This window comes from Paenibacillus sedimenti, from assembly GCF_014534655.1.
Taxonomy (GTDB): domain Bacteria; phylum Bacillota; class Bacilli; order Paenibacillales; family NBRC-103111; genus Paenibacillus_E; species Paenibacillus_E sedimenti.
The window spans coordinates 52,639-79,122 of sequence record NZ_JACVVD010000016.1 but is presented as its reverse complement, the minus strand read 5'-3'; the positions used below and the strand labels follow the sequence as shown (position 1 = coordinate 79,122).

Genomic DNA, 26,484 nt, shown 5'->3' with positions numbered 1-26,484 from the left:
CAAACAAGGTGGCGAAAAACGATGGTTACATTTCCACAAATTGAAATCAGACAACAGTATGCTAAGCTTGGAATAGATGCCGACCACGCCAAGATCGAGCAGGAACAGCCCAAGGCTACCTTCGAAATGAGGCGCACAGCTCCCAAGCTTGAAATGAGTCAACCGTTAGGTGAGTTGAACATTGACCAGAGTAAAGCGTGGGATGCGTATGGCAGAGGCGGCATTCTTACGACCATGAATAGAATATATTCGGAAGCGGAGAATGTTGCGTTACAAGGAATTGCTCGAATCGTCGAGCGCGGCAACCGACTAGCCGATATTACTTCTAAACGGAATGCGATCGTAGAAAATGCTATGGAATTAGTGTTTACTTTTCCGGAATTACGTTATGAAGGCCCGGCGTCCTATGACAATGTTGATATTACGTATACAGCGCGGAAACCTGAAATTCACGTAACAGATGGTCATATCGACCTTACTACACATCCGAACCCGCCAGAATTAAGGTTTCAAAGAGGGAAGTTAGAGATGTATATGATGCAACATGCAAATGTTGAAATTATTCCTCCGGTGATCGATCAAAAGATATGAAGAATGCATAAAAAGGCTGACATCAGCCTTTATTTTTTATTTTTAGGATAGGAGATGGTAATGGTGAAGCAGGAGACACTTCATTTTGGAGAAATTGAAATTCAAGAGGATCAGATTATTCATTTCCCAAGCGGTATGCCCGGCTTTGAGGACTATTCACGTTTTGTGTTGCTCCATCTTGATGATGAAATACCGTTTTCTTATTTGCAATCTGTTGATGATGGTAACATTTCATTTATTATAGCAAACCCTTTCACGTTTTACCCAGAATACGAGTTTGAATTGTCCCAGATTGCAAAAGATGAGCTAGATATTAAATCTGAAGAGGACGTAATGGTATTTGGGATTATTACTGTGCATCAGCAGTCCGGCGACGGTGAGATAACAATGAATTTACTTGCTCCAATCGTCATGAATCCCAAACTGAGAAAAGCTAAGCAAGTTGTTCTTCACGATACAGCTTATAAAACAAAACATAAGCTAACCGTCTTGCAAGATGAGGGCAATGTGAGAGAGGGTGAACCCTCATGTTAGTACTTTCCCGTAAAAAAGGGGAATCAATCATGATTGGGGAACATATCGAATTGGTGGTCCTGGATGTCGAGGGGGAGACGATTCGTATTGGTATCAAAGCGCCGAAGCATATTGAAGTGCACCGGAAAGAAATCTACCTTCAAATACAGGAGGCAAACAAGGCAGCCCAATCGACAATTGGGATCATGGATTTGATAAAAATTGTAGGGGCTATAAAGAAACAAAAAGATAATGCTGAATAAGCTTCATACAACGCATAAACTTATGGCTCCAGAAGAGATCCTTAGTAAAAGGTGACCCTCCTGCGGGTCATTTGTTTTTAATTATTGTTTATAGTTATCCTTTCAACAAAAATTTTTATTTTTGCTCTTAACTATGAATAACTATGTGCCGATATAAATATTTAGAAGCTAGTTTAGAAGGGCGGCCGACCTTCTAATTAGCGACCCACATGGATGTGGGTTCATCTACCTAACTTCAAGGAGGAAGAATAAAATGAGAATTAATCACAACATTGCAGCACTGAACACACACCGTCAATTGACTGGTAACAACGTAGCAGTAGGTAAGTCCCTTGAGAAATTATCTTCCGGTCTTCGTATTAACCGTGCTGGTGACGATGCCGCTGGTTTGGCAATCTCCGAGAAAATGCGTGGACAAATTCGTGGTTTGGACCAAGCTCAACGTAACGCACAAGATGGTATCTCTTTGATCCAAACAGCTGAGGGCGCTTTGACTGAAACACATAGCATCCTTCAACGTATGCGTGAACTTGCTGTTCAATCATCTAATGATACGAACACTGACTCTGACCGTCAAGAGCTTCAAAAAGAGGTTGACCAACTGGTTAAAGAATTGGATCGTATTGGTAACACTACTGAGTTCAATACGAAGAAGTTGTTGAACGGTAATGTTGGCGGTACCAATGTGAGCAGTGCGACTGTAGTTGTTAATGAGAAATCCTCCAATGTCTTCTCATCAGTTGCTGGAAGCAGTACGTTGACAAACAATTCCTTCAACATCAAGATTACAGGTGTTGCGAGCGCTACTGGTGGTTCTTTCACCGTTCAAATTACGGACGCAAAAGGAGCAACGGCTACTGGGGAAATGTTACAAGGTGCAGCAAGCATGGTTACCATTGGCGCAGCTACATTTACTGTTACCCTTGGTGCTGTTGGTGCAGTTGCAACAACAATGGCTTCCTATGTTGGAGAAGAAATGACGGTCACAACACGTGATAAAGAGACAGATATGGTTGATAGCTCTTTGACATTCCAAATCGGTGCTAACTCCTCGCAGGTCATGAATGTTAACATTGAAGACATGCGTTCTACTGCTCTTAATGTAAATGGTCTGAGTGTTGCGACTAAAGGTGCTGCTGAAGCATCAGTTGCAGCTATTCAAGCGGCGCTTGATGATGTATCTACACAGCGTTCCAAGCTGGGTGCTTATCAGAATCGTTTGGAGCACTCCATCAATAACCTAGGTGCTTCTTCCGAGAACTTGGCAGCAGCAGAGTCCCGTATTCGTGATGTAGACATGGCGAAGGAAATGATGGATTTCACAAAGAACAACATCCTTAACCAAGCTGCTCAAGCGATGCTTGCACAAGCTAACCAAAACCCACAAGGTGTACTTCAATTGCTTCGTTAATTGGTTGCATCCCTTCATATCGAGTGAAAAAGCCGACTTTAACAGTCGGCTTTTTCCTTTAATTTGCAAGTGATCTTCTATTCAGAATTAGTAGTATTTTGTCGATAACTATACATATACCTACTATTTCTCGTTGAAAGGGGTACATCCCTTGGAATTGCATGATCTGAAACTTAATTTGACAGAACTTATTAATAATTTAACGTTACGAATGGATTCCATCGCAGATTCATTCAAAAGCCTTCAGCTTGCTGAGGCAAATGAAAGATTAGCATATTTCATTGATGATATTTCTGTTGTAGCTGAAGTTGTTGCAATCCTTAAATCTGCGTACCCTCTTTTAGATCTGGACGAACTCAACGCTAAACTTTCCACGCTTTTGGAGCAATCCGAGAATGAGGACTACCTCTATGTTGCTGATTTGATATCATATGAACTAAAGCCTTTACTCGAGTATTGGGGTGAACTTCTACAAGATGCATAAACCATATGTGCTAAGTATCTGCATGATTGTGAAGAACGAAGAAAGTAATTTAGAGCGCTGCCTTGATAGTCTTCTTCCTATAATGGAACAAGTTTCGTCCGAGTTGATTATTGTTGACACCGGGTCAAACGATCGTACAGTTGAGATTGCTCGCCGATACACAGAGAAAGTGTATTTTCATGAGTGGAATAACCATTTCTCTGATATGCGAAATATGTCAATTTCATATGCTCAAGGGGAATGGATCTTTATTTTTGATGCAGATGAAGAATTGGATGACCCCGAGGGGTTAGTTAAAGTTTTGAAGTTTGAGAAGCTAAATAAAGCAAATACGATTCGCCTCCAAGTAAAAAATATATTATCCTATAAGACACCGAGGGATATTTATCATATCTCGGAGCGGTTGTTTCGTAATGATGGAAGTTTTCGTTACGAAGGCTCGGTTCATAATCAACCACGGTACAAGCATCCCTTGCTAAATACGGATGTGCTTATTAACCATTATGGTTATAACAACGACGATGCGGAACTAATGGAAAAAAAGTTTAAGCGTACAAGTGCATTGTTGTTACAAGAGCTAGAGAAGGATCCAGAAAATATTTACTATCTGTGGCAACTGGCTCGCAGTTACTTAATGCATAAGGATACGGCTGATTCCTTACGTTATGTGGAACAAGCCTACAATCTTGTGAAAAAAAATGAGGGGCCTGCTTCAAGAGCGACATACTACTACGTATATGGGGAATACTGTAGAATTCTCAGTTACAATGAGAATTACGAGAAGTGTATAGAGATTTGTAAAGAGATTCTAGAGCTTTCTCCTCAATACATTGATATGCACTATTATCTTGCGCTATCTAGTCAAGAATTAGGCAAGCAAGAAGATGCTATAGAAAGTTACAAAAACTACTTACAACTATATGACGATTATCTTGAGAATAGACTTGATTTAAAGCAATTCACTGGAATTGAGATTCATGCAGTAGATTCCAGAATCGCAACCGCTACATCCTCCCAAGTTGTGGAATATTATTTCAATAAGGAAGAGTTTGAAGAGGCACTCAAGTATATTCGATATATGGATGAACGCAGAGAAACTTGTCTCGCAGTCATGCGTACACTGATTAAACTGGAAAGATATGAGCCCATAGCTCATTATTATAGAAATCTCAAGAACAAAGAGCTTATTCCTGTTTTTATTGAATGTTTGGAGTATGAATTATCGTTACTGGAGCAGTCGCAGGTAGAGGAAATTTCCAAGGCGTTTAGTAAAGGTGATGATAAGTACGCAGAGTTCAATGCTATAAGAGTTTCTGCAACGGATAAAGCCCTTATAAAGAAGTTTATAGATGGTAATGATTTTAATAACCTGCCACTCAATCCATATTCACAAGTCATTGATTACGCCATTAATGCGGAATTTCCTGTACGGGCTTTGCTTCAAAAGATGACTGATGGGAAGATAAAGCAATGCATCAAACTGGTTATAGACCGTTCGAAAGATTTGCGAGGTTTTTTTGAAGAGTTTGTCCAAAACACCAATGCAAGAGAAAACGATCATCATACTAACCGAGTAATTGCTTCCATTGGTAATGTTCTCTTTCTAACAGCTGTGGAGGAAACGAAGCAGAATAAAACTGAACTCTCGAATCGGTATTTAGCTTTGTCTGAGAGTTATCTGCAAGCGGGCATGAACTTTGTCGCTTCGTTGTATCAGATGCAAGGTATAAGAATGATGTATAAGACAATGGATCACGTCGAGCATAAATTCTATATACTCCTTTTCCTTGCCAAAGATGCCTTATCAAAAGGATATCAGAAAAACGCTTTTGATTATTATAAGGAAGCAGCTGAAATATACCCTTACTTAGCTGACCTTGTAAAACTTGTCATTACTAATCTTCAATCCGATAGCTCCAAACAAAGCATTCTATTGTCCATCGAACAACAAACCACCAAGGCTGGTGACAATCTTAAGGTCCTTCAAGGGACGATTGAGATTGCTAACCAGATGTCGCTGCTAACAAGAGGCTTAAATCAAACAGGGGTATTTGCTAAAAGCCTTACTTATCAACCTAATTACTTGAAGTACTATGCAGACTATGAATTTGATATCCAGGCTAATCCTAATAGTGAAAGAATGATGAAGGATCTTAATGAGATTTCTTTAAAAGCGATAGAACATTTTGATGTATTTCATTTCCATTTTGGGACATCTCTAAGAGTAGACCATTCGGACTTACCTTTGTTAAAAGAAGCCAAAAAAGCGGTATTAATGCATTATTGGGGATCTGATGTCAGGATGTTATCTATCGCAAGAAAGTGGAATCCCTTTGTACAAGTTAAATTCGCTGATGAAGACCAAATTAAGAGAAAACTAGAGCATATGGGTTCGATGATTGATCATTGCGTAGTAGCCGATCACGAGTTGTATCAATATGTAAAAGGGTATCATAAAAATATTCATTTTATTAAGCAGACTATTGATACTGATCTGTATCGACCATTGGAAGGCTTTAAATTTAGAAAGAAAAAGCCAGTTGTTGTTCATGCCCCGACCTCTCCAGAAATCAAAGGAACCAAGTATATATTACAAGCTGTTGAACAATTGAAGGAAACATACGACTTTGAATTCATGCTGATTCAGAATAAATCTCACGAAGAAGCACGCCAATTATATCAACAAGCAGATATCGTTCTGGATGAGTTGTTGTGCGGAAGCTATGGAATCTTGGCATTAGAATCAATGGCTATGGGAAAACCGCTCATTACGTATATCAATGAACATGTTAGAGAGACTTATCCCAAAGAGCTTCCGATTGTTTCGGCAAATCCGGATACAGTTAAAGAAGCGTTAATTCCATTACTGAAAGATTGGGAGCTTCGTGAGGAACTTGGGAAGAAAGGGCGTCGATATGTCCAAGAACATCATGAAGTTACGATCATCGCCAAACAATTCATTGATCTTTATAAAACAATTAAACCGTAATGGAGATTAAGGGTATGCAAATTAACTTTATTGACCTGAAGCAGCAATACGAAAGACACAAAGATGAAATCAATCAAGCTCTCTCTTCTGTCTTGGAATCGACTGCATTTATCATGGGGCCTGATATTGCAAAGTTGGAGCAGTCCCTGTCTCTATTTACCGATTCCAAATACGCCATGGCTTGTTCGAGTGGAACGGACGCTCTGTTGTTAAGCCTAATGGCTCTGGATATCAAACCGGGCGATGAGATTATCACCACGCCATTTTCTTTTATGGCTACAGCTGAGGTCATTTGCTTGCTAGGCGCAACGCCTGTATTCGTTGACATCGATCCGGAAACTTACAATATCGATGCCTCGCTAATCGAAGCGAAGATTTCAAAGAATACAAAGGCAATTATTCCAGTAAGTCTATATGGTCAATGTGCGGATATGGACGAAATCAATGATATCGCTGAGAGATATAAGCTTACTGTGATCGAAGATGCTTGCCAGTCGTTTGGAGCGGAGTACAAGGGTAGAAAATCCGGTAATTTGTCGACGATCGGCTGTACAAGCTTTTTTCCGTCAAAGCCATTAGGTTGCTACGGTGACGGCGGAGCGATATTCACCAATGATGACGAACTTGGTCCTAAAATTAGAATGCTTCTTGGCCACGGTCAAGTTGAAAGGTATCGCCATCGATATATTGGTATCAATGGGCGTATAGATACAATTCAGGCTGCTGTACTGAATGTGAAGATGAAATACTTCCCTGATGAAATTTTGGAAAGACATGCGATTGGCAAGCGCTACTCGGAGCTTTTCCAGCAGGCGAATCAAGAGCAAATTATTACTCCTATGATAAAAGACGATCGGACTAGTGTATACGCCCAATATTCGATACGTGTAAAAGATCGGGATGCTTTTATTAAGCACATTCAATCGCTCGGGATTCCGACTGCGGTACATTACCCGATTCCAATGTACAGACAAGAGGCATTGTCTTATCTTCAAATCAATCCTAACGAGTACCCTGTTACTGAAGTTGTATCCAGAGAAATCGTCAGTTTACCTATGAGTCCTTATTTAACTAGAGAACAACAGGATTATATCGTTGAATCCATTGTTAACAGGTGAGGCCAATGAAAAACGTATACATCCATGAATCTGCACAAGTATCAAGTGATGCTCAGATTGGTGAAAACACAAAAGTGTGGATCAATGCGCAAATTAGAGAAGGGTCTTCAATCGGAAATAATTGTATTATTTCAAAAGATACTTACATCGACACGAACGTGCGGATCGGCGATAATTGCAAAATTCAAAATTCCGTTTCGGTGTACAATGGCGTTACTATTGAGGACGATGTCTTTGTTGGTCCTAATGTTTCGTTTACAAATGATAAAGTACCAAGGGCATTTCATCATGATTGGACTATCACTCCCACTCTAGTAAAGCGTGGGGCGAGTTTAGGAGCTAACTGCACCATAATTTGCGGCGTTACCATCGGCGAATATGCTATGGTTGCAGCTGGGAGCGTTGTTACCAAGGACGTTGAGGCCTATACCTTAGTTAAGGGAAATCCTGCACGATACTTTTACCATATAGATAAAGATGGAAATAGAGTGGATATCGAATAACCCATATTGAGTTTCAAAGGCAGATGGACTAAGGGAAGTTTTAAAGTAGTTGCAAATAGCCCCTAACACTGCCTTTTCGTCATCATAATAAATGTCTTAAGGGTTGGAACTCAAAGGGAGGGACTCAGATGAATATTGCACTTATTGGCTACGGATATTGGGGCCCCAATCTGGCGAGAAATATTCTTGAAATCGACGAGGCACGGTTAGTTGGCATATGTGAAATGAATCCAGCAAGACTGGAAAGGGCGAGATCACTTTATGGTGATCGGGTTGAAATATACACAGATAACTATAAAGATCTTATTTTGCATCCTGACGTTGATGCCGTTGTTATAGCAACCCAAACGGAGCCAAGCTACCAAATCATTATGGAATCGCTTCATGCGGGTAAGCACTGTTTTATAGAGAAACCTATTGCTTCCACTGTAGAGAGAGCAGAGAATATCAAAAAAATAGCGGAAGAAAGCCGTTTGATCGTGCATTGTGATCATATTATGGTATTCAATCCGATAATCCGATATGTGAAAAAGATGCTGGACAACGGTGAACTAGGCGAGCTCATGTATATTGATATCTCAAGAATTAACCTAGGTCCCATTCGAAAAGATGTTAACGCTATGCTAGATCTTGCAGTTCATGATATTGCTGTGATCGATTACTTATCAAATGGTGAGCAGCCTAATGGTCTATCTGCACTAGGGCAAGTGTTATACGGCAGTCAAGAATCCATTACTTACCTGACATTAAAATACCCGAACTTTATTGCACATATCAAGTCTAGTTGGGTATCTCCTATGAAAGAACGTCGCATGATGATCGCGGGTTCTAAGAAGATGGTAATCTTCGATGATGTTAAGCTAACAGAAAAACTGACTATCTATGATCATGGGTTTGATATCACTAGCTATGAAGAGTACGGTCATTATGAGGTAGAGACCCGAACGGGGGATATCTTCATTCCGAATATTAAGTATGAGGATTCACTAAAGAACAGTGTGTTGCATTTCGTAGAATGTTTTAGGAATAATAATCTTTCGCTTACAGGGCCGGATCATTCCCTGAGAGTTATGAGAATTCTTGAAGAAGCGATGAATAGTTTGAGGAAGTGATGACGAAATGAAAAAAATCCCGGTTATGATACCCTATTTCAGTCAAGATGAAAAGGATGCTTTAAGTGAAGTATTGGATAGCGGATGGGTCGCTCAAGGTCCAAAAGTAGCTGAATTTGAAAAAGCAATTGCCGCTCACGAAGGGGTTCGCCATGGCATTGCTACAACCTCCTGCACCACTGCATTACATTTAGCTATGGTCGTATTGGGTATTCAAGAAGGTATGGATGTCATTGCACCTTCTTTTACTTTTGTAGCTACCGTGAACACCATTAAAATGACGGGAGCCGAACCTGTTTTAGCAGATATTTGTAAAGACACTTATAATATTGATCCCGATTATATATATCGCCTGATCAAGGATAAGTATACGCCCAAAGATGGCGGACTTTACAATGCTAAAACGGGCAATCGATTATGGGGTATTGTAGCCGTGCATCAATTTGGTTTGTGTGCGGACATGGATAGAATAAATAAAATCGCTGCTGAATTTAATCTTCAAGTATTGGAAGATGCCGCATGTGCGGTTGGTGCAAAGATTGGCGGCATTCATCAAGGCGGATTTGGTCATGTATCCTGCTTAAGCTTCCATCCTCGCAAGTCCATTACGACTGGTGAAGGCGGCATGATTTTAACGAATGATGATGCACTGGCTGACAGAATGCGAACGTTACGAAGTCATGGAGCATCCGTTTCTGCGGAGCAACGACATTCTGGAAAAGGGTTTCTCTTACCCGAATTTAATGAAGTGGGCTATAATTACCGCATGAACGATATTCAAGCGGCAGTAGGATTAGTACAAACTAAGAAATTGGACTGGCTGCTTAGTGAAAGAAATCGGAGAGCTGCAATCTACAACAGATTAATAAATGATAAATTGCCGTTTCTCATTACACCTAAAGTACCGGAAGATTACTATCACTCCTATCAGTCTTATGTTTGTATGCTGGACCCAGAAGTGTTAGGTTTTGATGATATCGAAAAGTGTGGGGCTTTTAGGAATGATTTACTCGCTATCTTGGAGGAGAACGGGATTTCAACCCGACAAGGTACACATGCGGTTCATACGTTAGGGTACTATAGAAACAACTATGGCTATACACCTCAAGATCTGCCTGTGGCATACGTTTGTGACAGATTATCCATAACATTGCCCTTATACGTTCAGATGAGCGATGAAGATCAAGAGGATGTTATTACCATGATTCAAAAAGTGCGTGAGCAGTTGCTTTAATTGTCGGATAACCGGAGGTAATTATGATGGTAGACATAGCAGGAAAACGTGTTCTTGTAACAGGGGGAGCCGGCTTCATTGGAAGTCATTTATGCGACTTGTTATTAATTCGGGGAGCCAGCAAAGTAGTTGTGCTGGATAATTTTTTTCTTGGCAAGAATGAGAATATTAAAGATGCTTCAGCAGACGACCGTTTTGTCGTATACCGAGATGATGCCAGACATTTTGGCGTTGTACGATCCGTAATAGAAAGAGAAAAGATTGAAGTTGTTTTCAATATGGCTACAATCGCATTGAATTACTCCTTCTTTAATCCGTTCGATGCGTATATGGTTAATGTCGAAATAGCAAATGTGCTGCTGGAACTTATAAAGTCAGGCGCGTACAAGACACTCGTACATGTGTCCTCATCAGAAGCATATGGTACCGCGCAATATTCACCAATGGATGAGAATCATCCTTTGAATCCCACTACGCCTTATGCTGCCGGAAAAGCCGCGGCGGACTTGATGGTGCAATCTTTCTACAACACCGAAAATATCGATTGTACCATAATAAGACCTTTTAACAACTATGGCCCTAGGCAAAATGCAGAAGGTTCGCTTGCAGCCATCATCCCGCTAACCGCTAAGCGTATTGCTCTTGGGGAGAAGCCCGTGATCGAAGGTGACGGTGAGCAGACAAGGGACTTCATATTTGTAAATGATACGGTGAGAGCATTGTTGATGGCTTATGAAAATACGGCGTCCAGAGGAAAGATCATTAACCTTGGATCGGGTTATGACATTTCCATTAATAAGCTTATTCAAGAGATATGCAACTATTATGACTATAAAGGTGAAATTGAAAGAAGGCCGGAACGGAAATCAGATGTTAAAAAGTTGTGCGCTTCTTCTGAGCTTGCTAAAGAGGTGTTGCACTTTACGCCAGAATATGATTTTGTCGATGGGCTTAAAATCACCCTTGACTGGTATTCGAACTCTCTCAGGAGCCTGCATGTATGAGCTCTTCCTTCCATGAATTAAACCAAAAGCGGGATCAAATGAAGCTGGATTGGAATAGGGTTTTACCCAGTAATGAATTGCTATTCGACCGATGGGAGAAGGCGAAATATGTTGGTGCCGGCGAAGGCACAAGTATTTATGACTCCTGCATGCTCCTTGGCGATGTCAAGATTGGCAAAAATACTTGGGTAGGCCCGTATACCTTGCTGGACGGTTCGGGTGGGGGACTGTCCATCGGAGATTTTTGCAGCATTTCATCTGGCGTCCAAATTTATACGCATGACACGGTTAAATGGTCGTTATCCGGTGGAAAACACGGGAAGGTATCAGGTGCTACTAAAATCGGTGACAATTGCTATATTGCTCCTATGTGCATTATTTCTATGGGCGTAACAATAGGAAATGGCTGTGTTGTAGGAGCCAATAGTTTTGTTAATAAAAGCTTTCCTGACTACACAATTATTGCCGGTACTCCTGCGAAAAAGATAGGTGAAGTTCATTTTGGAGCGGATGGAGAAATTGAGTTGGATTACAGTTCTAAAGAGTAAAAGTATTATTTTCGGGAGGTACAATGAAAGCTACCATTACTCATAAAGGTAAAGAGCTGCAGGTATGTAGTCGTTGTATCAATGACGAAACGATCAGCGGTATATCCTTTGACGATAAAGGAGTATGCAACTTTTGCTATACGATGGATAACTTGCTGGAACAATACCAAACCGGTAAATCGGAAGGTATCAACAAGTTGAATGAAATCATAGAACAAATAAAGAAAGACGGTAGAGGCAAGAAATATGATTGTGTCATTGGCGTTTCCGGTGGGACAGACTCTTCGTTTCTTTTGGCAAAGGTGATTGAATGGGGTTTAAGACCACTTGCCGTACATTACGACAATACATGGAATACGGCTATTGCCACTGAAAATATTCGTAAGGTTCTTGGCAAGCTTAACGTCGATTTATTTACTTATGTTGTTGATAACAAAGAAGCAGATGACATTTTTCTATCCTTCATGAAGGCTGGTGTACCAGAACTTGATGCGTCTACCGACCTGGCTTTAGCAGAAGTTATGTATCGAGCCGCTTCCAAATTCGGAGTTAAATATGTTATTGAAGGTCATTCCTTTGTCACAGAGGGTATAGCCCCGATCGGAAGCATGTACTTTGACGGCAAATATATCAAATCAATCCATAAACAGTTTGGTAAATTACCAATGAAAACTTATCCATTGATGGATTTTGTATCTTTCATGAAGTGGACTTTATTTAAACGGATCAGAAAAATACGCCCATTCTGGTATATAGACTATTCCAAGGAAGAAGCCCGCGAATATTTGCAAAAGGAGTTCGGCTGGGAATATTATGGCGGCCATCACTTAGAGAATAGAATAACCGCTATGCAGCATACCTACTACAATTATCAGAAGTTTGGTATTGATAACCGTAACTTGAGTCTTTCTGCCGCTGCCAGATCGGGCCTTATGCCCCGAGATAAGGCGATAGACATATTCTTTAATCATGCACCACAGGCAGAAGAGGGATTGCTCGACTACTTTAAAGAACGTATGAATCTTACTGACGCACAGTTAGAAGAGCTAATGAGAATTCCAAACAAAACGTATAGAGATTATAAAACATACAAACCGTTGTTTGAAACACTTCGTCCGCTCTTTTATATGCTGGCCAAGGCAAATTTAGTACCTATGAGTTTCTATGTAAAGTATACATCGAAGGATACTAGAGAAAAGTAGAGGGATTAGTTTGATTACAATCGTTAACTACGGACTTGGCAATCTAGGTTCCATCGTGAATATGTTCAAGCGGCTGGGCGTTGAAGCAACCATTACATCCGATATTCAGATGATTGAGCAAGCGACTAAACTCATTCTCCCGGGCGTTGGGCATTTTGATGCAGCAATGAAGAAGATAGACGCGCTTCAATTGAGAGATGTATTGGATAAAAAAGTGCTAATGGAAAAAACGCCTATACTCGGAATCTGCCTAGGAATGCAGTTACTGACGAATGGCAGCGAAGAAGGCACATTGAAAGGGTTAGGATGGATTGATGCGGAGACAACAAGATTCCATTTTCCGGAACGTCCTGAACTTAAGGTTCCACATATGGGATGGAACTTGGTGAGCGTATCGAATTCAAGTCCGCTTACCCAAGGCTTTGATGATGAGTTCCGGTTTTATTTTGTCCATTCTTATTGTGTTCATGTCAAAGATGCAGCAAACTCCATGTTAAGAACCGACTATGGGGTTACTTACGATTCCGGCATCCAAAAAGATAACATTTACGGTGTACAATTTCATCCTGAAAAAAGCCATAAATTTGGTATGAAGTTATTACGCAATTTTGCCGATTTATAACTGAAAGCCATCCGATTGTGATGGAGGGAATGGTGATGCCATGTTACGTACACGAATAATTCCATGCTTGCTGTTGCGCGACAGCTCACTTGTAAAGCCAACGAAATTCGATAAATTCACCTATATCGGTGATCCTCTCAATACGTGCCGAATTTTTAATGAGCTTGAAGTTGATGAGATGATGATTCTCGATATTACCGCAAGTCGCGAAGGCAGGGAACCCAATTACAAGATACTGGGATCCCTGGTTAGCGAATGTTTTATGCCTCTTTCCTATGGAGGAGGAATCACCTCCCTGGAACAAACAGAAAAATTGTTCTTTACTGGCTTTGAAAAAATAGTGTTGAATAGTATCTTATTTTCTAAACCGCAATTAATTTTGGATATTGCAAATACGTTTGGCTCACAAAGCATAGTCGCTTCTATTGATGTTCGCAAGGGTTTATTAAGCGGGTATACCGTTTACTCGCATTCGGGTACTCAAAAGCAAAAAGTCAAGTTGCTGGAATGGGCCAAGTATGTAGAAGAGCTTGGTGCTGGCGAAATTATTCTAACGAATATTGATCGAGAAGGCACATGGAGCGGATTCGATACATCTCTGGTAAAAATGGTATCGGATGCTGTAGGGATTCCAGTTATTGCTCATGGTGGAGCCGGTCGAATTGAACATATTGCGGAGGTAGTTACTAACGGGTCAGCATCCGCGGTTAGTATTGGGAGCATGGTTGTTTTCCAGAATAAAGGGATGGGCGTGTTAGTTAATTTTCCTGATAAAAAGCAACTAGATAGTGCATTGAACAGGAAGTAGCAGCTAAATTTAAAATAGCCGTGAAAGGCCATAAAGGAGAACTCATGAACATCGATAAGAAATTACTTGAAAAGCTGAACGACAGGTCGGCCGTTCTCGGTGTTATTGGTCTTGGTTATGTGGGGTTGCCTTTATCTGTCGAAAAAGCAAAAACCGGTTATCATGTTATTGGGTTTGACGTGCAGCAAAATCGTGTCGATATGGTCAATCAAGGTATTAATTATATCGGCGATGTAGTAGAAGACGAACTAAGAGAATTGGTCAAAGATGGGCGTGTACGTGCAACAACCGATTACAGCGAAATTAATCATCTTGATGTGGTAGCGATTTGTGTCCCAACTCCACTTGATGAATACCAGCAGCCTGATATTAGCTACGTTAAATCGTCTACGGAGCAGATTGCGAAATATTTGCGTCCTGGTATGTTAGTTGTGTTGGAAAGTACTACCTACCCTGGCACGACGGAAGAAGTGGTAAAGCCCATTCTTGAAAGCAGCGGCCTAAAGTGCGGCACTGATTTCTTTCTTGCGTACTCCCCTGAAAGGGTAGATCCAGGTAATAAAAATTTCAACACGAAGAATACCCCGAAGGTCGTGGGGGGCATGACAACTGCATGTACAGAAGTTGCGGCTACTTTATACGAACAAGTGCTTGAAGGTGCGGTGCACCGGGTTTCGCGACCAGCTGTGGCGGAAATGGAAAAAATACTGGAGAATACTTTCCGTAACATTAATATTGCCCTCGCCAACGAAATGGCTATACTATGCGACAGAATGGGTATTGATGTTTGGGAAGTAATCGATGCGGCGAAAACCAAGCCATACGGATTCATGGCATTTTATCCTGGTCCGGGACTTGGTGGTCACTGCATCCCGATCGATCCTTGGTACTTAACATGGAAAGCACGTGAATACAATTATCACACGCGATTGATTGAAGTCGCTGGTGAGATTAACAATAGTATGCCTGAGTTTGTAGTAGAGAGAATAAGTCAGATTCTTAATGAAGAAACCAAGCCAATTAAAGGATCGACTGTTTACTTGCTGGGTGTAGCCTACAAAAAAGATATAGACGATTTCCGTGAATCCCCGGTCCTCAAAATTATGGATATTCTTGAGAAGAAGGGAGCTAAAGTTATATTTAGTGACACTCATATCTCAGGGTTTGCTTATCGCGGAAGGAAATATGAAGGGGTTCCGCTTATGGTTGATAACCTAGAGGCGGCCGATGTTGTGGTCATTACGACAGATCATACCAATTTTAACTACGAAATGATTGCGCAACATTCCAAGGTGATCTTCGATACACGGAACGCATTGAAGGATCGAAGAACGATTGGTAGCAAAATATACCGGTTATAAGGAGACTATATGGGGCAGCGAGTTATCGTGATCGGAGCGGGTCAGTGGGGGAAGAACCTGGTTCGTACATTTAATGAATTACATGCTCTTGCCGCTGTGGCCGAGTTCGATAAAGGCTTGCGGGAAAGTTTATCCGTTAACTACCCGGATATTCCACTGTATGAAGACTATAAAGAAGCGATTGCGAAAACGGAATCTGCGGGTGTTGTCATTGCTACACCTGCGCATACTCATTATGAAGTTGCTGTTTATGCCCTGGAAGCAGGTAAGGATGTGTTTGTGGAAAAGCCGATTACACTCTCTTCTCACGATGCCAACGAACTTATAGCCATTGCAGAACGACATCAGCGCATCTTAATGGTAGGGCACCTGCTGATGTATCAACCGGCAATCCAAAAGATGAAGTCATTGATAGATCAAGGCGTGATCGGCGCTTTGAAATCTCTTCATCAGGAACGGATGAAGCTAGGCAGGGTTCGATCTGTCGAAAATGTGCTGTGGAGCTTCGGCGTGCACGATATTGCAGTGTTTCTCTATTTGATCGGACAACCGCCTAGAGCTTTATCGGTCAGCGGCCAGGCGATACTTCAATTGGATATTGAAGATGATGTATATTTGCACCTGTCGTTTAACAATGGAATTTCAGCGCATTTGCATACCTCCTGGCTTTGGCCTGAATTAAGGCGCCGCTTGGTTGCTGTCGGGGACTGCGGAATGCTGGTTTATGACGAAGAGCGGCAAACTGTCACGCTACACCGTAAAGGAGTTCGCTCCGATCTTTCTAATTGGGACGATGGATGCGAAGTTGTGTTTGAGGGGGCTGATCAGCCCTTAAAGTTGGAATGTGCACATTTTCTGGAGTGTATTACCGAGAGGAAACAGCCTATTTCTGATGGGGCCAATGGTTTGGAGGTTATCCGCATTTTGGAGGAAGCTTCAAAAAGTTTGAAAGGATTGAACCGCGATGAGTGAATATTTCCTTCACCCTTCTTCTGTTGTCGACGAGGGGGCTGTAATCGGCAAGAACACGAAAATTTGGCACTTCTCTCACATTATGAGCGGTGCAGTCATTGGAGAGAGCTGCAATTTGGGGCAAAACGTATTTGTTGCAAGTAACGTTAAAGTAGGCAATAACGTCAAAATTCAAAATAACGTCTCCTTATACGAAGGGGTTATTCTGGAAGATGACGTATTCTGCGGTCCGAGCATGGTGTTTACCAATGTAAAGACGCCGCGTTCTGCATTTCCCCGAAATACCAGTGAGGCCTACTTACCAACACTTATTAAACAAGGTGCGTCCCTTGGAGCTAACTCTACGGTTGTCTGTGGAGGTACCATTGGTAAATCAGCAATGGTCGCCGCAGGAGCAGTTGTGACAAAAGATGTTCCTGATTATGCGCTAGTGGCGGGTGTGCCGGCTAAGATCATCGGATGGGTGTGCGATTGCGGGGAGCGACTCACATTTGATTCTCAAATGAACTCGAAATGTGGATGTGGCAGATCTTATATGCTGACTGATGGAAAAGCAACTCAACTCCTATAAGGATTCATGTTAATGGAAAAATTTAAGTTTATTAAAAATTCAATCTAAAACATCCTCCTGTTGCTGCCGATATAAGTAGTACGACTATATCAGTGTGGAGGGTTCTCAATATGAGTTCAGACATGTCCATTGGCGGAGAAGTAATCAGATCGCTTGGTGCGGAACGGACTGTACCGGAATCTAAAGTGAAAACAACATATTCCCAAACAGAGACGGTATCTTCCATTCATTCGGTTAAAGAAATGAGACAAGCCGAGTTACAAGGAGACCAAATTACAATCAGTGACGAGCAATTAATTCGTGCCGTCGAAAGGGCTATCAAAGCGATGGAGGGCACTTCCACATCTTTGGAATTCTCAATTCATGATCAAACGAAAAAAATTATGGTGAAGGTCAAGGATCGGGAGAGTGGCGAGGTCATCAGAGAACTTCCCCCTGAGAAAAGTCTCGATTTTCTGGCCAAGGTTTGGGAGATGGCTGGCTTGTTAGTTGACGAAAAAAGATAGGGGGAAGAAACATGGTCTTTAGAATTGGCGGACTGGCTTCTGGTATGGATACTGATACGATGATCAGTGAATTAATGAAAGCTCATCGTATTCCCGTTGATAAGCTGACCCAAAAAAGACAGACAACGATATGGCAGCGAGAAAGCTACCTGGAACTAAATACAAAGTTGTATGATTTCAGAAATAACAAATTGTTTGAGTTTAAGAAGGAATCAACCTTAACCGCCAAAAAAGTGGATACTACGGGAGATTCGTCTGTTTTGAGCGCAAAGGCTACGGGTACCGCTTCAACAGGAACGTTAAATGTAAAAGTAGATACCGTCGCTGTGGCTGCGATGAAGTGGAGCACAGGTGATATCAGGAATGTGCCTTTAACTAATTTTGATCCCAGCAAGAAGTTAGTGGACGAAGATGCTGATCTGTCCGGTGATCTAACAAAGGATGATTACACGATAAAAATTAATGGCACTGACATTAGCTTTAATCGTAATAACGACTCGTTAAATGATATAATATCCCGGATTAACAGTAGCTCCGCTAAAGTGACAGCTTATTACAGCAATGGTAAGGTGTCCTTTTCATCCAAAGAGACGGGTCTCATTAATGGAACAGGACACATCCAATTTGTGGATGATAACGGTTTTCTCCAGAATGTCTTAAAGGTTGATACGGCAAGTAATACTCCGACTGTTGACTCCACCCAAGGAGTCGATGCCAAGGCGTTTATTAATGGAATTGAGACAACATCAAGTAGTAATGTCCTTACAGTTAATGGTGTCGAACTCACATTGAAAGCGAAAAGCGGAGCAACTGACACTGTAATCAATATCACATCCGATACTGACAAAGTCATTGAGTCGATCAAGGGATTTATCAAAGACTATAATGAAATGCTCAAATCTCTCCAGGACAAAGTAGGGGAGTCGAAGTATCGGGACTATACGCCTCTGTCGGACGAACAAAAGAAAGACATGCAGGAAAATGATATCAAGCTATGGGAAGAAAAAGCGAAAAGCGGACTGCTGAAAAATGATTCCATATTGACAAGAACGATCTCAGAAATGCGTTATGCCGCTTCAGGAAAAGTAGATACAGGAAGTTCTAAGTATAATACTTTAAGCTCCATTGGAATTGAAACAGGATTATACTCAGAGAAGGGAAAGCTATATCTCAATGACGAGGCGAAGTTGAGAAAAGCCCTTGAAGAAGATCCGAATGCAGTTACAGCTTTATTTACTGCCAATGGCGTGGAGGGATCAAACGGCTCTGATGTGGGAATTGCTGAAAGAATGTACACAACATTTCAAAACGCTTTAGATGACATTAAAGATCGTACTGGTGTATCTAGCATATTGAATGATACCAGCATTCTTGGTAAGCAAATGAATGAACTAGGACAGCAGATTGATAAATATAACAGTCGTTTGATTGATATTGAAAACAGATACTATCGGCAATTTACTGCTATGGAACAGGCAATTAACAGATTAAATGCACAATCCGCCAACCTAGCGAAGCAGTTTGGTTGACAGTAATGAAAGTTAGGAGTGTATACGAATGCTCAATGCTCAGCGAAACAAATATTTGGAGACTACAATTCAGACAGCAGGGCCGTCCCAATTATTAATCATGCTTTACGATGGGGCCATTCGTTTTTGCAAGTTCGGTATCGAAGCTATTAATCAAAATAACTATGAAGAAGCAAATAGAAATTTGTGTAGGGCACAGGAAATTATCCAGGAATTATCTTTATCTCTGGATAGGAACGCTGATATTGCCGAAGGATTGCTGAAGTTATACGAGTATTTCGTATATCGTTTGATGGAATCAAATATTCAGAAAACGCCAGAACAAGCCCAAGAGGTTGTACAGCACCTGATTGAACTGAAAGAAACCTGGATTCAAGCATCGAAATTAGTTACTATGCAAACGGCTTCCGGTGTAAAAAATGGATGAAGTTATTGCAAAGTTGGAACAGCTAACCGCTGATGTCCTGCAGCAAATAGACTCAATTGAGTGGGAAGCTTTAGAGCAGTTTGTTGAGAATAGAGACGAGCTTATTAGTGAACTAGGTCAATTCTCGACTTCTGTTCCATCTGAAGCTCAACGCGAAAGAATACAGAAAATCTTAACTCATGACTTGACCATTATACAACGGATGGTTGTTTATAAATCAGAGGCAGAGTCACAGATATCAAAACTTTCCAATGCTCAGAAGACCAAGAATGCATATAATTCTTATTACTCGTCTGAAAGTCATTTCGTCGATAAAAGAAAATAGAATGAATCAAGGAATACACAAAGGTGAGCGACTTACCTTGCGTTGTATTCCTTTTTTTTATTTTAAAGAAGCGGATTGAGTATGGTTTAAAGTTCTTAACATCCACCTGTGGATAATGTGCACAACCCTGTGCATAACTTTGTGAATAAGTTGTAAAGGCGCTAGATACGACAAGGTTCTACAAATTTTTCACTTATCCACGGGATGTGTATACCGGAATTTTCAAATAATTTAACAATATGTTAAGGAATAAATTGACATGCCAAGCTGACGGGTGGTATAGTCGAAAAGTAAGGGCTTACATTATTTGAAAATGAAGGGAATGTGTACGGCATGCAAGGTAAAGTGAAATGGTTTAACGCAGAAAAAGGTTATGGTTTCATCGAGCGCGAAGACGGTGGGGATGTATTCGTACATTTCTCCGCGATCCAATCCGAAGGTTTCAAAACGTTAGAGGAAGGTCAATCTGTATCGTTTGACATCGTGGAAGGCGCACGTGGGCCGCAAGCAGCTAACGTTAGCAAATTATAATCATCCGGCTGAGAGAGCCGCTTGAATACACGAATGTAATCAAAGCACCCTGGAGGCATTTCCGGGGTGTTTTTTTGCATATAAATCGTTAGATTGAAATATGAAGGAATTTTGAAGATGAGGTGGAATGTAGTATAATGTAAGTGAGGAAGGGAGATGTTGAACATGGATATTAGCATTCGCGGAGAACACCTTGAAGTAACTGAAGCACTCAGGGACTATGTCGAGAAGAAGTTGACGAGACTAGAAAGGTACTTTGAAGCTCCCCTTACATCAGATGTGCATGTAACATTAAGCGTGATCAAAGGTATGCAAGCCATTGAGGTAAGCATTCCGCTTGCAGGCGTGCTGCTTCGGGCTGAGGAACGCAATAATGACATGTACGCGTCCATTGATTTGGTTGTGGACAAATTAGAACGCCAGATTCGCAAGCATAAGACGAAGGCTAACCGTAAAATTCGCCAGGAAGGCGGCAAGCGCGATTTATTTAAAATTGAAACTTCACCGACGATGTATTTGGAGGAAGAGGAAGATTTTGAACTGGTTCGCAACAAGCGTTTCAACTTGAAGCCGATGGATGTGGAAGAGGCCATTCTTCAGATGAACATGGTTGGCCATACTTTCTTCGTATTTTCCAACATGGATACCGATCAAGTAAACGTCGTGTATAAACGTAACGATGGCAAATATGGCCTGATAGAGCCGGCGATGTAAACGAGCCTCTGCGAGGCCGGAAACGATGATGAAATAGAGGGCTTGGCTCGACTTTGGTCGGTCAAGCTTTTTTTATTTTTTTTGGGGCCCCCACAAAGTATTGTCTAAACTTCTAATCGAAGTAATTCGGTGATGCATGAGCGCTAAATAAATGGTAAGTTTAGACGCCGATTGAGCAAAGCTCAATGCGGACGGAATATACTTCAGAGGTGCTACTTCACTTTGTGGGGTATTTTGTGCATGCAATCCGATAATCGATTTCATACTATAAAAATGAGCAGTTATGTTATCTTTTTGCAACAATGGCGCAAATTATACGTATATTCGTAGTAGTTAATGGAAAAACAGCCATAAGAAACGAGCGTTTGTTGCGGCAAGACCGCCAAACTGTTACAATTTAAGGATACGAATGCAAGGGAAAGGGGTTCACCGATGCTAGGACTTGTGAAGAAGATTTTTGGTGATTCCAATGATCGGGAAATTAAACGGATGCTGAAAGCTGTTGATCATATCAACGAGCTGGAAGCCAGCATTCAGCCGCTGACGGATGAAGAGCTGAAGGGCAAGACGGTAGAGTTCAGAAACCGCTTGGAGCAAGGCGAAGATCTGGATGATCTGTTGCCGGAAGCTTTTGCGGTGGTTAGGGAAGCCGCTAAACGTGTTCTCGGCAAACGTCATTATGACGTTCAGCTGATCGGGGGTATGGTGCTGCACGAAGGCCGTATCGCGGAAATGAGAACAGGGGAAGGGAAGACGCTCGTAGGAACGCTTCCTGTTTATTTGAATGCTTTGCTGGGCAAAGGCGTGCATGTGGTAACGGTCAACGATTACCTGGCTCAGCGCGATAGCGCGGAGATGGGCCAGATTTACCAATTCCTTGGCCTAACGGTTGGGGTTAATCTGCACGAACTGTCTCATGAAGAAAAGCAAGCGGCTTACGCTTGTGATATTACGTATGGAACGAATAACGAATACGGCTTCGATTACCTGCGCGATAATATGGTACTCTACAAAGAGCAAATGGTTCAGCGCCCGCTTTACTATGCGGTTATTGACGAGGTTGACTCTATCCTGGTCGATGAGGCCAGAACACCACTTATTATTTCGGGACAGGCTGCCAAGTCGACAGACTTGTACTATGCGGCCGACCGTTTTGTGTCCAAGCTGAAAGAAGAAGAGGATTACACGATTGATATCAAAGTGCGTGCCGTAGCGCTGACAGAGGAAGGCGTAGCGAAGGCGGAGCGTGCGTTCGGCATAGAGAACTTATTCGATCATCAAAATGTAACCATCAACCATCACGTGACGCAAGCGCTCAAAGCGCGCTTCATCATGAGACGTGACGTGGATTACGTCGTGCAAGAAGACGAAGTAATGATCGTTGACGAATTTACTGGCCGTATTATGACGGGCCGTCGATATAGTGATGGGCTGCACCAAGCGATCGAAGCGAAGGAACAGCTGCAAGTGCAGAACGAAAGCATGACGCTGGCGACAATCACGTTCCAGAACTACTTCCGTATGTACCGCAAGCTTGCGGGTATGACGGGTACTGCGAAAACGGAAGAAGAAGAGCTCAAGAAAATCTACGGTCTTGAAGTTATCGTCGTTCCGACCAACCGTCCGATGATTCGTAAAGATTTGCCGGATGTTGTGTACAAGTCAGAGAACGGCAAGTTCAAGGCGGTAGTTGAAGAAATCGTAGAGCGCCACAAAAAGAACCAACCGGTTCTCGTAGGTACGGTGTCCATTGAGAACTCTGAGCGTCTTTCCGAGATGCTGAAACGCAAAGGCGTGCAGCATAAAGTACTGAATGCGAAGTACCATGCCGAAGAAGCGGAAATCGTTTCCCGTGCGGGTCAACCCGGTGCGGTAACGATTGCAACGAATATGGCCGGACGCGGTACGGACATTATGCTGGGCGAAGGTGTACATGAAGCGGGCGGACTGCATATTATAGGTACAGAACGCCACGAAAGCAGACGGATCGACAACCAGCTTCGCGGCCGTGCGGGCCGTCAAGGCGATCCGGGTTCCTCTCAGTTCTACCTTTCGCTTGAAGATGAGCTGATGAAGCGTTTCGGCGCTGAGAATATCATGGCAATGATGGATCGCCTTGGTATGGAAGAAGATCAACCGATCGAGAGCAAATTGATCACGCGTGCCGTTGAATCGGCTCAGAAGCGGGTGGAAGGCAACAACTTCGACGTGCGTAAAGTCGTTCTCCAGTATGATGATGTCATGAATCAACAACGTGAGATTATTTATAAACAACGCCGTGAGCTGCTCGAGTCCGAGAACATCCGAGAAGTCATCGAGGGTATGATCAACTCCGTGATCGAGCGCGTGGTGAAAGCCCATTGCCCGGAAGAGCAAATTCCGGAAGAGTGGGAACTGCAAGAAGTGGCGAACTTCGTCAATAATAATCTATTGAACGAAGAATCGCATATTACCGATCAAGACCTATGGGGCAAAGAGCAGGAAGAGGTTATTGATCATATTAAAGCCCTTGTCAGCAAGCGTTATGATGAGCGTGAGGAAGAAATCGGCGCCGAATTCATGCGAGAGTTCGAGAAAGTCGTGGCGCTTCGCGCGGTAGACAGCAAATGGATGGATCACATTGACGCGATGGATCAGCTACGCCAAGGTATCCACCTTCGCGCTTATGGCGGTACCGATCCGCTTCGCGAGTATCAATTTGAAGGCTTCGAAATGTTCCAGGAGATGATCGACAACATCCGTGAAGAAGTTGCGATGTACATCATGAAAGCTCATGTACAAAGCAACCTGGAGCGTCAAGCGGTAGCGGAAGGTCAAGCGATCGATCCTAAGAACGAAGCAGGCGGCAAAAAGCCGGTCGTACGCGACGAGCAGCGCATCGGACGCAACGATCCGTGCCCTTGCGGCAGCGGCAAGAAGTTTAAGCAGTGCCACGGACAAGGCAGCTAAGCCCCAGGCACAACCAGAATAAAAGAGGTGTAAGACATGCTGGAACCAGAAGTAAAGCAAGACCTGAGAGAAACAGCAAAGCGACTAACCGAATTACGGGGGTCTCTTTGACTTAGATCATAAGCTGGAAGCGATCGGAGATTTTGAGGAAAAAATGTCGGCGCCGGACTTCTGGGACGATAACGAGAAGGCCCAGAAGACCATCGCCGAGCTCAACGCCATTAAAGGCGTTGTAGATCAGTTCCAAGCTTTCTCCACCGAGTACGACGACCTGATGGTCCTGGTCGAGCTCGAGGAGGAAGAAAGCGACGCCAGCCTTGCCGCCGAGATTGCCGGCGGCATCGCGGCTCTCGTAAAGAAGCTCGAAGCTTTCGAGCTTCAGCTGCTGCTCAGTCAGCCGTACGACCGGCTGAACGCGATTCTCGAGCTGCACCCGGGTGCCGGGGGCACCGAGTCGCAAGACTGGGCGGAGATGCTGCTGCGCATGTACCGCCGTTGGGCGGAAAAGCGCGGCTACAAAGTCGAGGTTCTCGACTATTTGCCTGGGGACGAGGCAGGCGTGAAGAGTGTCACGCTGCAAATAACAGGCTTCAACGCCTACGGCTACTTGAAGGCGGAGAAGGGCGTGCACCGGCTCGTCCGGATCTCGCCGTTTGACGCATCCGGCCGCCGCCACACGTCTTTCGTGTCGTGCGACGTCATGCCGGAGATCGAAGACGATACGGAGATCGAGATCCGTACGGAGGATCTCAAGATCGATACGTATCGCGCCAGCGGCGCCGGCGGTCAGCATATTAACACGACGGACTCGGCCGTGCGGATCACGCACGTGCCGACGGGGGTCGTGGTTAGCTGCCAGCAGGAGCGCTCGCAGATCAAGAACCGCGAGAAAGCGATGAAGATGCTGCGATCCAAGCTCTACGAGAAGAAGATCGAAGAGCAAGAGAAGCAGCTCGCCGAGATTCGCGGTGAGCAGTCGGATATCGCATGGGGCAGCCAAATCCGTTCTTATGTGTTTCATCCCTATAGTATGGTTAAGGACCATCGGACTTCGGCAGAGACTGGGAACGTAGGTGCTGTCATGGACGGTGATCTAGATGTGTTCATCGACGCCTATCTCCGCCATCAAATTCGCAAACCGGAAGAACAACAATAGGCTCTCAGTGAGGCTGCGCATTACCGCGCAGCCTCAGCTGCCTACCATCGGCGGCATACGTATACAAGCATTGCCAGACGATCATCCTACACCTGACGGTGTAGGTTTTTTTGTGAGAGGAGGGCCATCGGTGCCCAGAAAAGAACCGCGTTTACCTATGGGAAGCCCTTTGCATACAGTTTTTGAGTATGTTTTGCTAGTTGTGGGCTCGCTGATTATGGCAGCCAGTTTTAATGCATTTCTCAATCCGAACCAAATCGCATCCGGCGGAGTAGCCGGAGTTTCTACAATTGCGCAGCATCTCACCGGATTGAATCCGGCGATTATCCAGTGGGGGCTGAATATCCCCATTTTCCTGCTGGCGCTATGGCTGCTGGGCGGACAGTTCGGGCTTAAAGCGGCGGTGGGCTCCGTTGTTTTTCCGTTATGCGTATTTATAACCACTCACATTGGGACGCCAACGCATAACCCTTTACTTGCTGCAGTTTATGGAGGTATTGGGGTTGGATTAGGTCTCGGCATCGTATTCCGAGGAAGAGGCTCAACCGGCGGGCTTGGGCTGGCTGCGCAAATTTTACATAAATTTTCAGGGTTAAGCTTAGGTTTCTCTGTGGCCATTTTCGATGGTTTGGTGATCTTAACTTCAGCGCTCGTGTTCACACCGGAAAATGCGCTGTATGCGCTGATCGGGCTTTTTGTCACGACGAAAACGATTGATATCGTCCAGCTCGGATTTAATTATGCCAAAGTGGCGTTTATTATTTCAGAGAAGACCGATGCCATGCGCAAGGCCATTTTGAACGATTTGGATCGGGGGCTAACCGAGCTTAACGGGCATGGAGGCTATACGGGAGAGTCGCGAACGGTCATGATGGTCGTCGTCAAGCAGAACGAGGTGACGCGTCTGAAGACGCTGGTCCGTGCAGTGGACCCACAGGCTTTTGTCATTTTGAGCGAAACGAATGAAGTATTGGGTGAAGGGTTCAAGCGGCATGCATGAGCCTAAAATAATAAATCGGACGTACGCAGGTACGTCTATTT

At 43.2% G+C, this 26,484-nt stretch carries 27 protein-coding genes; all 27 read left to right on the top strand.

Features of this window, described 5'->3' with window-relative positions:
* Positions 1-21: 21 nt before the first annotated feature.
* Positions 22-591 carry a DUF6470 family protein gene (locus ICC18_RS29275; protein WP_188177960.1) on the top strand — a complete coding sequence of 190 codons (570 nt, stop codon included), beginning with the start codon at positions 22-24 and terminating at the stop codon, positions 589-591.
* A 60-nt stretch (positions 592-651) separates the two neighbouring features.
* Entirely contained in the window at positions 652-1,125 is a 474-nt protein-coding gene (gene fliW / locus ICC18_RS29270; RefSeq protein ID WP_188177959.1) for a flagellar assembly protein FliW, read from the top strand.
* 29 nt (positions 1,126-1,154) lie between these two features.
* Complete coding sequence (locus ICC18_RS29265) at positions 1,155-1,367, top strand: carbon storage regulator (RefSeq protein ID WP_376745677.1); 213 nt, start codon at positions 1,155-1,157, stop codon at positions 1,365-1,367.
* Positions 1,368-1,620: 253 nt separating this feature from the next.
* Positions 1,621-2,778 (top strand): flagellin N-terminal helical domain-containing protein, encoded by a 1,158-nt coding sequence (locus ICC18_RS29260; RefSeq protein ID WP_188177957.1) that lies wholly within the window; start codon positions 1,621-1,623, stop codon positions 2,776-2,778.
* A 151-nt stretch (positions 2,779-2,929) separates the two neighbouring features.
* A complete protein-coding gene (locus ICC18_RS29255; protein WP_188177956.1) occupies positions 2,930-3,262 on the top strand; it encodes a DUF8042 domain-containing protein in 333 nt (110 codons plus the stop codon).
* Positions 3,255-6,251 (top strand): glycosyltransferase, encoded by a 2,997-nt coding sequence (locus ICC18_RS29250; RefSeq protein WP_188177955.1) that lies wholly within the window; start codon positions 3,255-3,257, stop codon positions 6,249-6,251. The genes ICC18_RS29255 and ICC18_RS29250 overlap by 8 nt, the downstream gene beginning before the upstream one ends.
* A gap of 14 nt (positions 6,252-6,265) precedes the next feature.
* Entirely contained in the window at positions 6,266-7,369 is a 1,104-nt protein-coding gene (locus ICC18_RS29245; RefSeq protein ID WP_188177954.1) for a DegT/DnrJ/EryC1/StrS family aminotransferase, read from the top strand.
* A 5-nt stretch (positions 7,370-7,374) separates the two neighbouring features.
* Positions 7,375-7,872: an acyltransferase gene (locus ICC18_RS29240; RefSeq protein WP_188177953.1), complete on the top strand. Its 498-nt coding sequence runs from the start codon at positions 7,375-7,377 to the stop codon at positions 7,870-7,872.
* Positions 7,873-8,000: 128 nt separating this feature from the next.
* On the top strand, positions 8,001-8,984 hold the full coding sequence (locus ICC18_RS29235; RefSeq protein ID WP_188177952.1) for a Gfo/Idh/MocA family protein: 984 nt from the start codon (positions 8,001-8,003) through the stop codon (positions 8,982-8,984).
* A gap of 7 nt (positions 8,985-8,991) precedes the next feature.
* Complete coding sequence (locus tag ICC18_RS29230; RefSeq protein ID WP_188177951.1) at positions 8,992-10,218, top strand: DegT/DnrJ/EryC1/StrS family aminotransferase; 1,227 nt, start codon at positions 8,992-8,994, stop codon at positions 10,216-10,218.
* A gap of 23 nt (positions 10,219-10,241) precedes the next feature.
* Positions 10,242-11,222: a dTDP-glucose 4,6-dehydratase gene (locus ICC18_RS29225; protein WP_188177950.1), complete on the top strand. Its 981-nt coding sequence runs from the start codon at positions 10,242-10,244 to the stop codon at positions 11,220-11,222.
* The gene (locus ICC18_RS29220; RefSeq protein WP_188177949.1) at positions 11,219-11,770 is read left to right on the top strand and encodes an acyltransferase; all 552 of its coding nucleotides are present in this window, start codon (positions 11,219-11,221) and stop codon (positions 11,768-11,770) included. Before ICC18_RS29225 ends, ICC18_RS29220 begins: the two co-directional genes overlap by 4 nt.
* 23 nt (positions 11,771-11,793) lie before the next feature.
* Entirely contained in the window at positions 11,794-12,972 is a 1,179-nt protein-coding gene (locus tag ICC18_RS29215) for an N-acetyl sugar amidotransferase (protein ID WP_188177948.1), read from the top strand.
* Positions 12,973-12,982: 10 nt separating this feature from the next.
* The gene (gene hisH, locus ICC18_RS29210) at positions 12,983-13,594 is read left to right on the top strand and encodes an imidazole glycerol phosphate synthase subunit HisH (protein ID WP_188177947.1); all 612 of its coding nucleotides are present in this window, start codon (positions 12,983-12,985) and stop codon (positions 13,592-13,594) included.
* A gap of 40 nt (positions 13,595-13,634) precedes the next feature.
* Entirely contained in the window at positions 13,635-14,402 is a 768-nt protein-coding gene (locus ICC18_RS29205; RefSeq protein WP_188177946.1) for an AglZ/HisF2 family acetamidino modification protein, read from the top strand.
* 44 nt (positions 14,403-14,446) lie between these two features.
* A complete protein-coding gene (locus ICC18_RS29200; protein ID WP_188177945.1) occupies positions 14,447-15,763 on the top strand; it encodes a nucleotide sugar dehydrogenase in 1,317 nt (438 codons plus the stop codon).
* Between the two features lie 9 nt (positions 15,764-15,772).
* On the top strand, positions 15,773-16,735 hold the full coding sequence (locus ICC18_RS29195) for a Gfo/Idh/MocA family protein (protein ID WP_188177944.1): 963 nt from the start codon (positions 15,773-15,775) through the stop codon (positions 16,733-16,735).
* Positions 16,728-17,306 (top strand): acyltransferase, encoded by a 579-nt coding sequence (locus tag ICC18_RS29190; protein ID WP_188177943.1) that lies wholly within the window; start codon positions 16,728-16,730, stop codon positions 17,304-17,306. The genes ICC18_RS29195 and ICC18_RS29190 overlap by 8 nt, the downstream gene beginning before the upstream one ends.
* A gap of 110 nt (positions 17,307-17,416) precedes the next feature.
* Positions 17,417-17,812, top strand: coding sequence for a flagellar protein FlaG (locus ICC18_RS29185; RefSeq protein WP_188177942.1), 396 nt, complete (start codon positions 17,417-17,419; stop codon positions 17,810-17,812).
* 11 nt (positions 17,813-17,823) lie between these two features.
* Complete coding sequence (gene fliD, locus ICC18_RS29180; protein ID WP_188177941.1) at positions 17,824-19,341, top strand: flagellar filament capping protein FliD; 1,518 nt, start codon at positions 17,824-17,826, stop codon at positions 19,339-19,341.
* Positions 19,342-19,369: 28 nt separating this feature from the next.
* Positions 19,370-19,768, top strand: coding sequence for a flagellar export chaperone FliS (gene fliS / locus ICC18_RS29175; protein ID WP_188177940.1), 399 nt, complete (start codon positions 19,370-19,372; stop codon positions 19,766-19,768).
* Positions 19,761-20,093 carry a flagellar protein FliT gene (locus ICC18_RS29170; RefSeq protein WP_188177939.1) on the top strand — a complete coding sequence of 111 codons (333 nt, stop codon included), beginning with the start codon at positions 19,761-19,763 and terminating at the stop codon, positions 20,091-20,093. Before fliS ends, ICC18_RS29170 begins: the two co-directional genes overlap by 8 nt.
* 333 nt (positions 20,094-20,426) lie before the next feature.
* On the top strand, positions 20,427-20,624 hold the full coding sequence (locus ICC18_RS29165) for a cold shock domain-containing protein (RefSeq protein WP_188177938.1): 198 nt from the start codon (positions 20,427-20,429) through the stop codon (positions 20,622-20,624).
* Positions 20,625-20,789: 165 nt separating this feature from the next.
* Positions 20,790-21,338 (top strand): ribosome hibernation-promoting factor, HPF/YfiA family, encoded by a 549-nt coding sequence (hpf, locus tag ICC18_RS29160; RefSeq protein WP_188177937.1) that lies wholly within the window; start codon positions 20,790-20,792, stop codon positions 21,336-21,338.
* Between the two features lie 432 nt (positions 21,339-21,770).
* The gene (secA, locus tag ICC18_RS29155; RefSeq protein WP_188177936.1) at positions 21,771-24,287 is read left to right on the top strand and encodes a preprotein translocase subunit SecA; all 2,517 of its coding nucleotides are present in this window, start codon (positions 21,771-21,773) and stop codon (positions 24,285-24,287) included.
* Between the two features lie 36 nt (positions 24,288-24,323).
* A protein-coding gene (prfB, locus tag ICC18_RS29150; protein WP_188177935.1) for a peptide chain release factor 2 occupies positions 24,324-25,443 on the top strand; the annotation gives its coding sequence in 2 pieces (ribosomal slippage) (positions 24,324-24,395 and positions 24,397-25,443; 1,119 coding nt in all).
* Positions 25,444-25,600: 157 nt separating this feature from the next.
* Entirely contained in the window at positions 25,601-26,443 is an 843-nt protein-coding gene (locus ICC18_RS29145) for a YitT family protein (protein WP_188177978.1), read from the top strand.
* The last annotated feature ends 41 nt before the right edge of the window (positions 26,444-26,484 follow it).

Excerpts from the sequence above, each read along its gene's own strand:
- ICC18_RS29275 (WP_188177960.1), top strand. The coding sequence starts at position 22 with ATGGTTACATTTCCACAAATTGAAATCAGACAACAGTATGCTAAGCTT.
- fliS (WP_188177940.1), top strand. The coding sequence starts at position 19,370 with ATGCTCAATGCTCAGCGAAACAAATATTTGGAGACTACAATTCAGACA.
- ICC18_RS29205 (WP_188177946.1), top strand. The coding sequence starts at position 13,635 with ATGTTACGTACACGAATAATTCCATGCTTGCTGTTGCGCGACAGCTCA.
- ICC18_RS29250 (WP_188177955.1), top strand. The coding sequence starts at position 3,255 with ATGCATAAACCATATGTGCTAAGTATCTGCATGATTGTGAAGAACGAA.
- ICC18_RS29185 (WP_188177942.1), top strand. The coding sequence starts at position 17,417 with ATGAGTTCAGACATGTCCATTGGCGGAGAAGTAATCAGATCGCTTGGT.
- ICC18_RS29190 (WP_188177943.1), top strand. The coding sequence starts at position 16,728 with ATGAGTGAATATTTCCTTCACCCTTCTTCTGTTGTCGACGAGGGGGCT.
- ICC18_RS29230 (WP_188177951.1), top strand. The coding sequence starts at position 8,992 with ATGAAAAAAATCCCGGTTATGATACCCTATTTCAGTCAAGATGAAAAG.
- secA (WP_188177936.1), top strand. The coding sequence starts at position 21,771 with ATGCTAGGACTTGTGAAGAAGATTTTTGGTGATTCCAATGATCGGGAA.
- ICC18_RS29265 (WP_376745677.1), top strand. The coding sequence starts at position 1,155 with ATGATTGGGGAACATATCGAATTGGTGGTCCTGGATGTCGAGGGGGAG.
- ICC18_RS29260 (WP_188177957.1), top strand. The coding sequence starts at position 1,621 with ATGAGAATTAATCACAACATTGCAGCACTGAACACACACCGTCAATTG.
- ICC18_RS29170 (WP_188177939.1), top strand. The coding sequence starts at position 19,761 with ATGGATGAAGTTATTGCAAAGTTGGAACAGCTAACCGCTGATGTCCTG.
- ICC18_RS29200 (WP_188177945.1), top strand. The coding sequence starts at position 14,447 with ATGAACATCGATAAGAAATTACTTGAAAAGCTGAACGACAGGTCGGCC.
- ICC18_RS29220 (WP_188177949.1), top strand. The coding sequence starts at position 11,219 with ATGAGCTCTTCCTTCCATGAATTAAACCAAAAGCGGGATCAAATGAAG.
- ICC18_RS29145 (WP_188177978.1), top strand. The coding sequence starts at position 25,601 with ATGGGAAGCCCTTTGCATACAGTTTTTGAGTATGTTTTGCTAGTTGTG.
- ICC18_RS29235 (WP_188177952.1), top strand. The coding sequence starts at position 8,001 with ATGAATATTGCACTTATTGGCTACGGATATTGGGGCCCCAATCTGGCG.
- fliD (WP_188177941.1), top strand. The coding sequence starts at position 17,824 with ATGGTCTTTAGAATTGGCGGACTGGCTTCTGGTATGGATACTGATACG.
- hpf (WP_188177937.1), top strand. The coding sequence starts at position 20,790 with ATGGATATTAGCATTCGCGGAGAACACCTTGAAGTAACTGAAGCACTC.
- ICC18_RS29240 (WP_188177953.1), top strand. The coding sequence starts at position 7,375 with ATGAAAAACGTATACATCCATGAATCTGCACAAGTATCAAGTGATGCT.
- ICC18_RS29165 (WP_188177938.1), top strand. The coding sequence starts at position 20,427 with ATGCAAGGTAAAGTGAAATGGTTTAACGCAGAAAAAGGTTATGGTTTC.
- ICC18_RS29215 (WP_188177948.1), top strand. The coding sequence starts at position 11,794 with ATGAAAGCTACCATTACTCATAAAGGTAAAGAGCTGCAGGTATGTAGT.
- ICC18_RS29225 (WP_188177950.1), top strand. The coding sequence starts at position 10,242 with ATGATGGTAGACATAGCAGGAAAACGTGTTCTTGTAACAGGGGGAGCC.
- fliW (WP_188177959.1), top strand. The coding sequence starts at position 652 with ATGGTGAAGCAGGAGACACTTCATTTTGGAGAAATTGAAATTCAAGAG.
- ICC18_RS29245 (WP_188177954.1), top strand. The coding sequence starts at position 6,266 with ATGCAAATTAACTTTATTGACCTGAAGCAGCAATACGAAAGACACAAA.
- ICC18_RS29195 (WP_188177944.1), top strand. The coding sequence starts at position 15,773 with ATGGGGCAGCGAGTTATCGTGATCGGAGCGGGTCAGTGGGGGAAGAAC.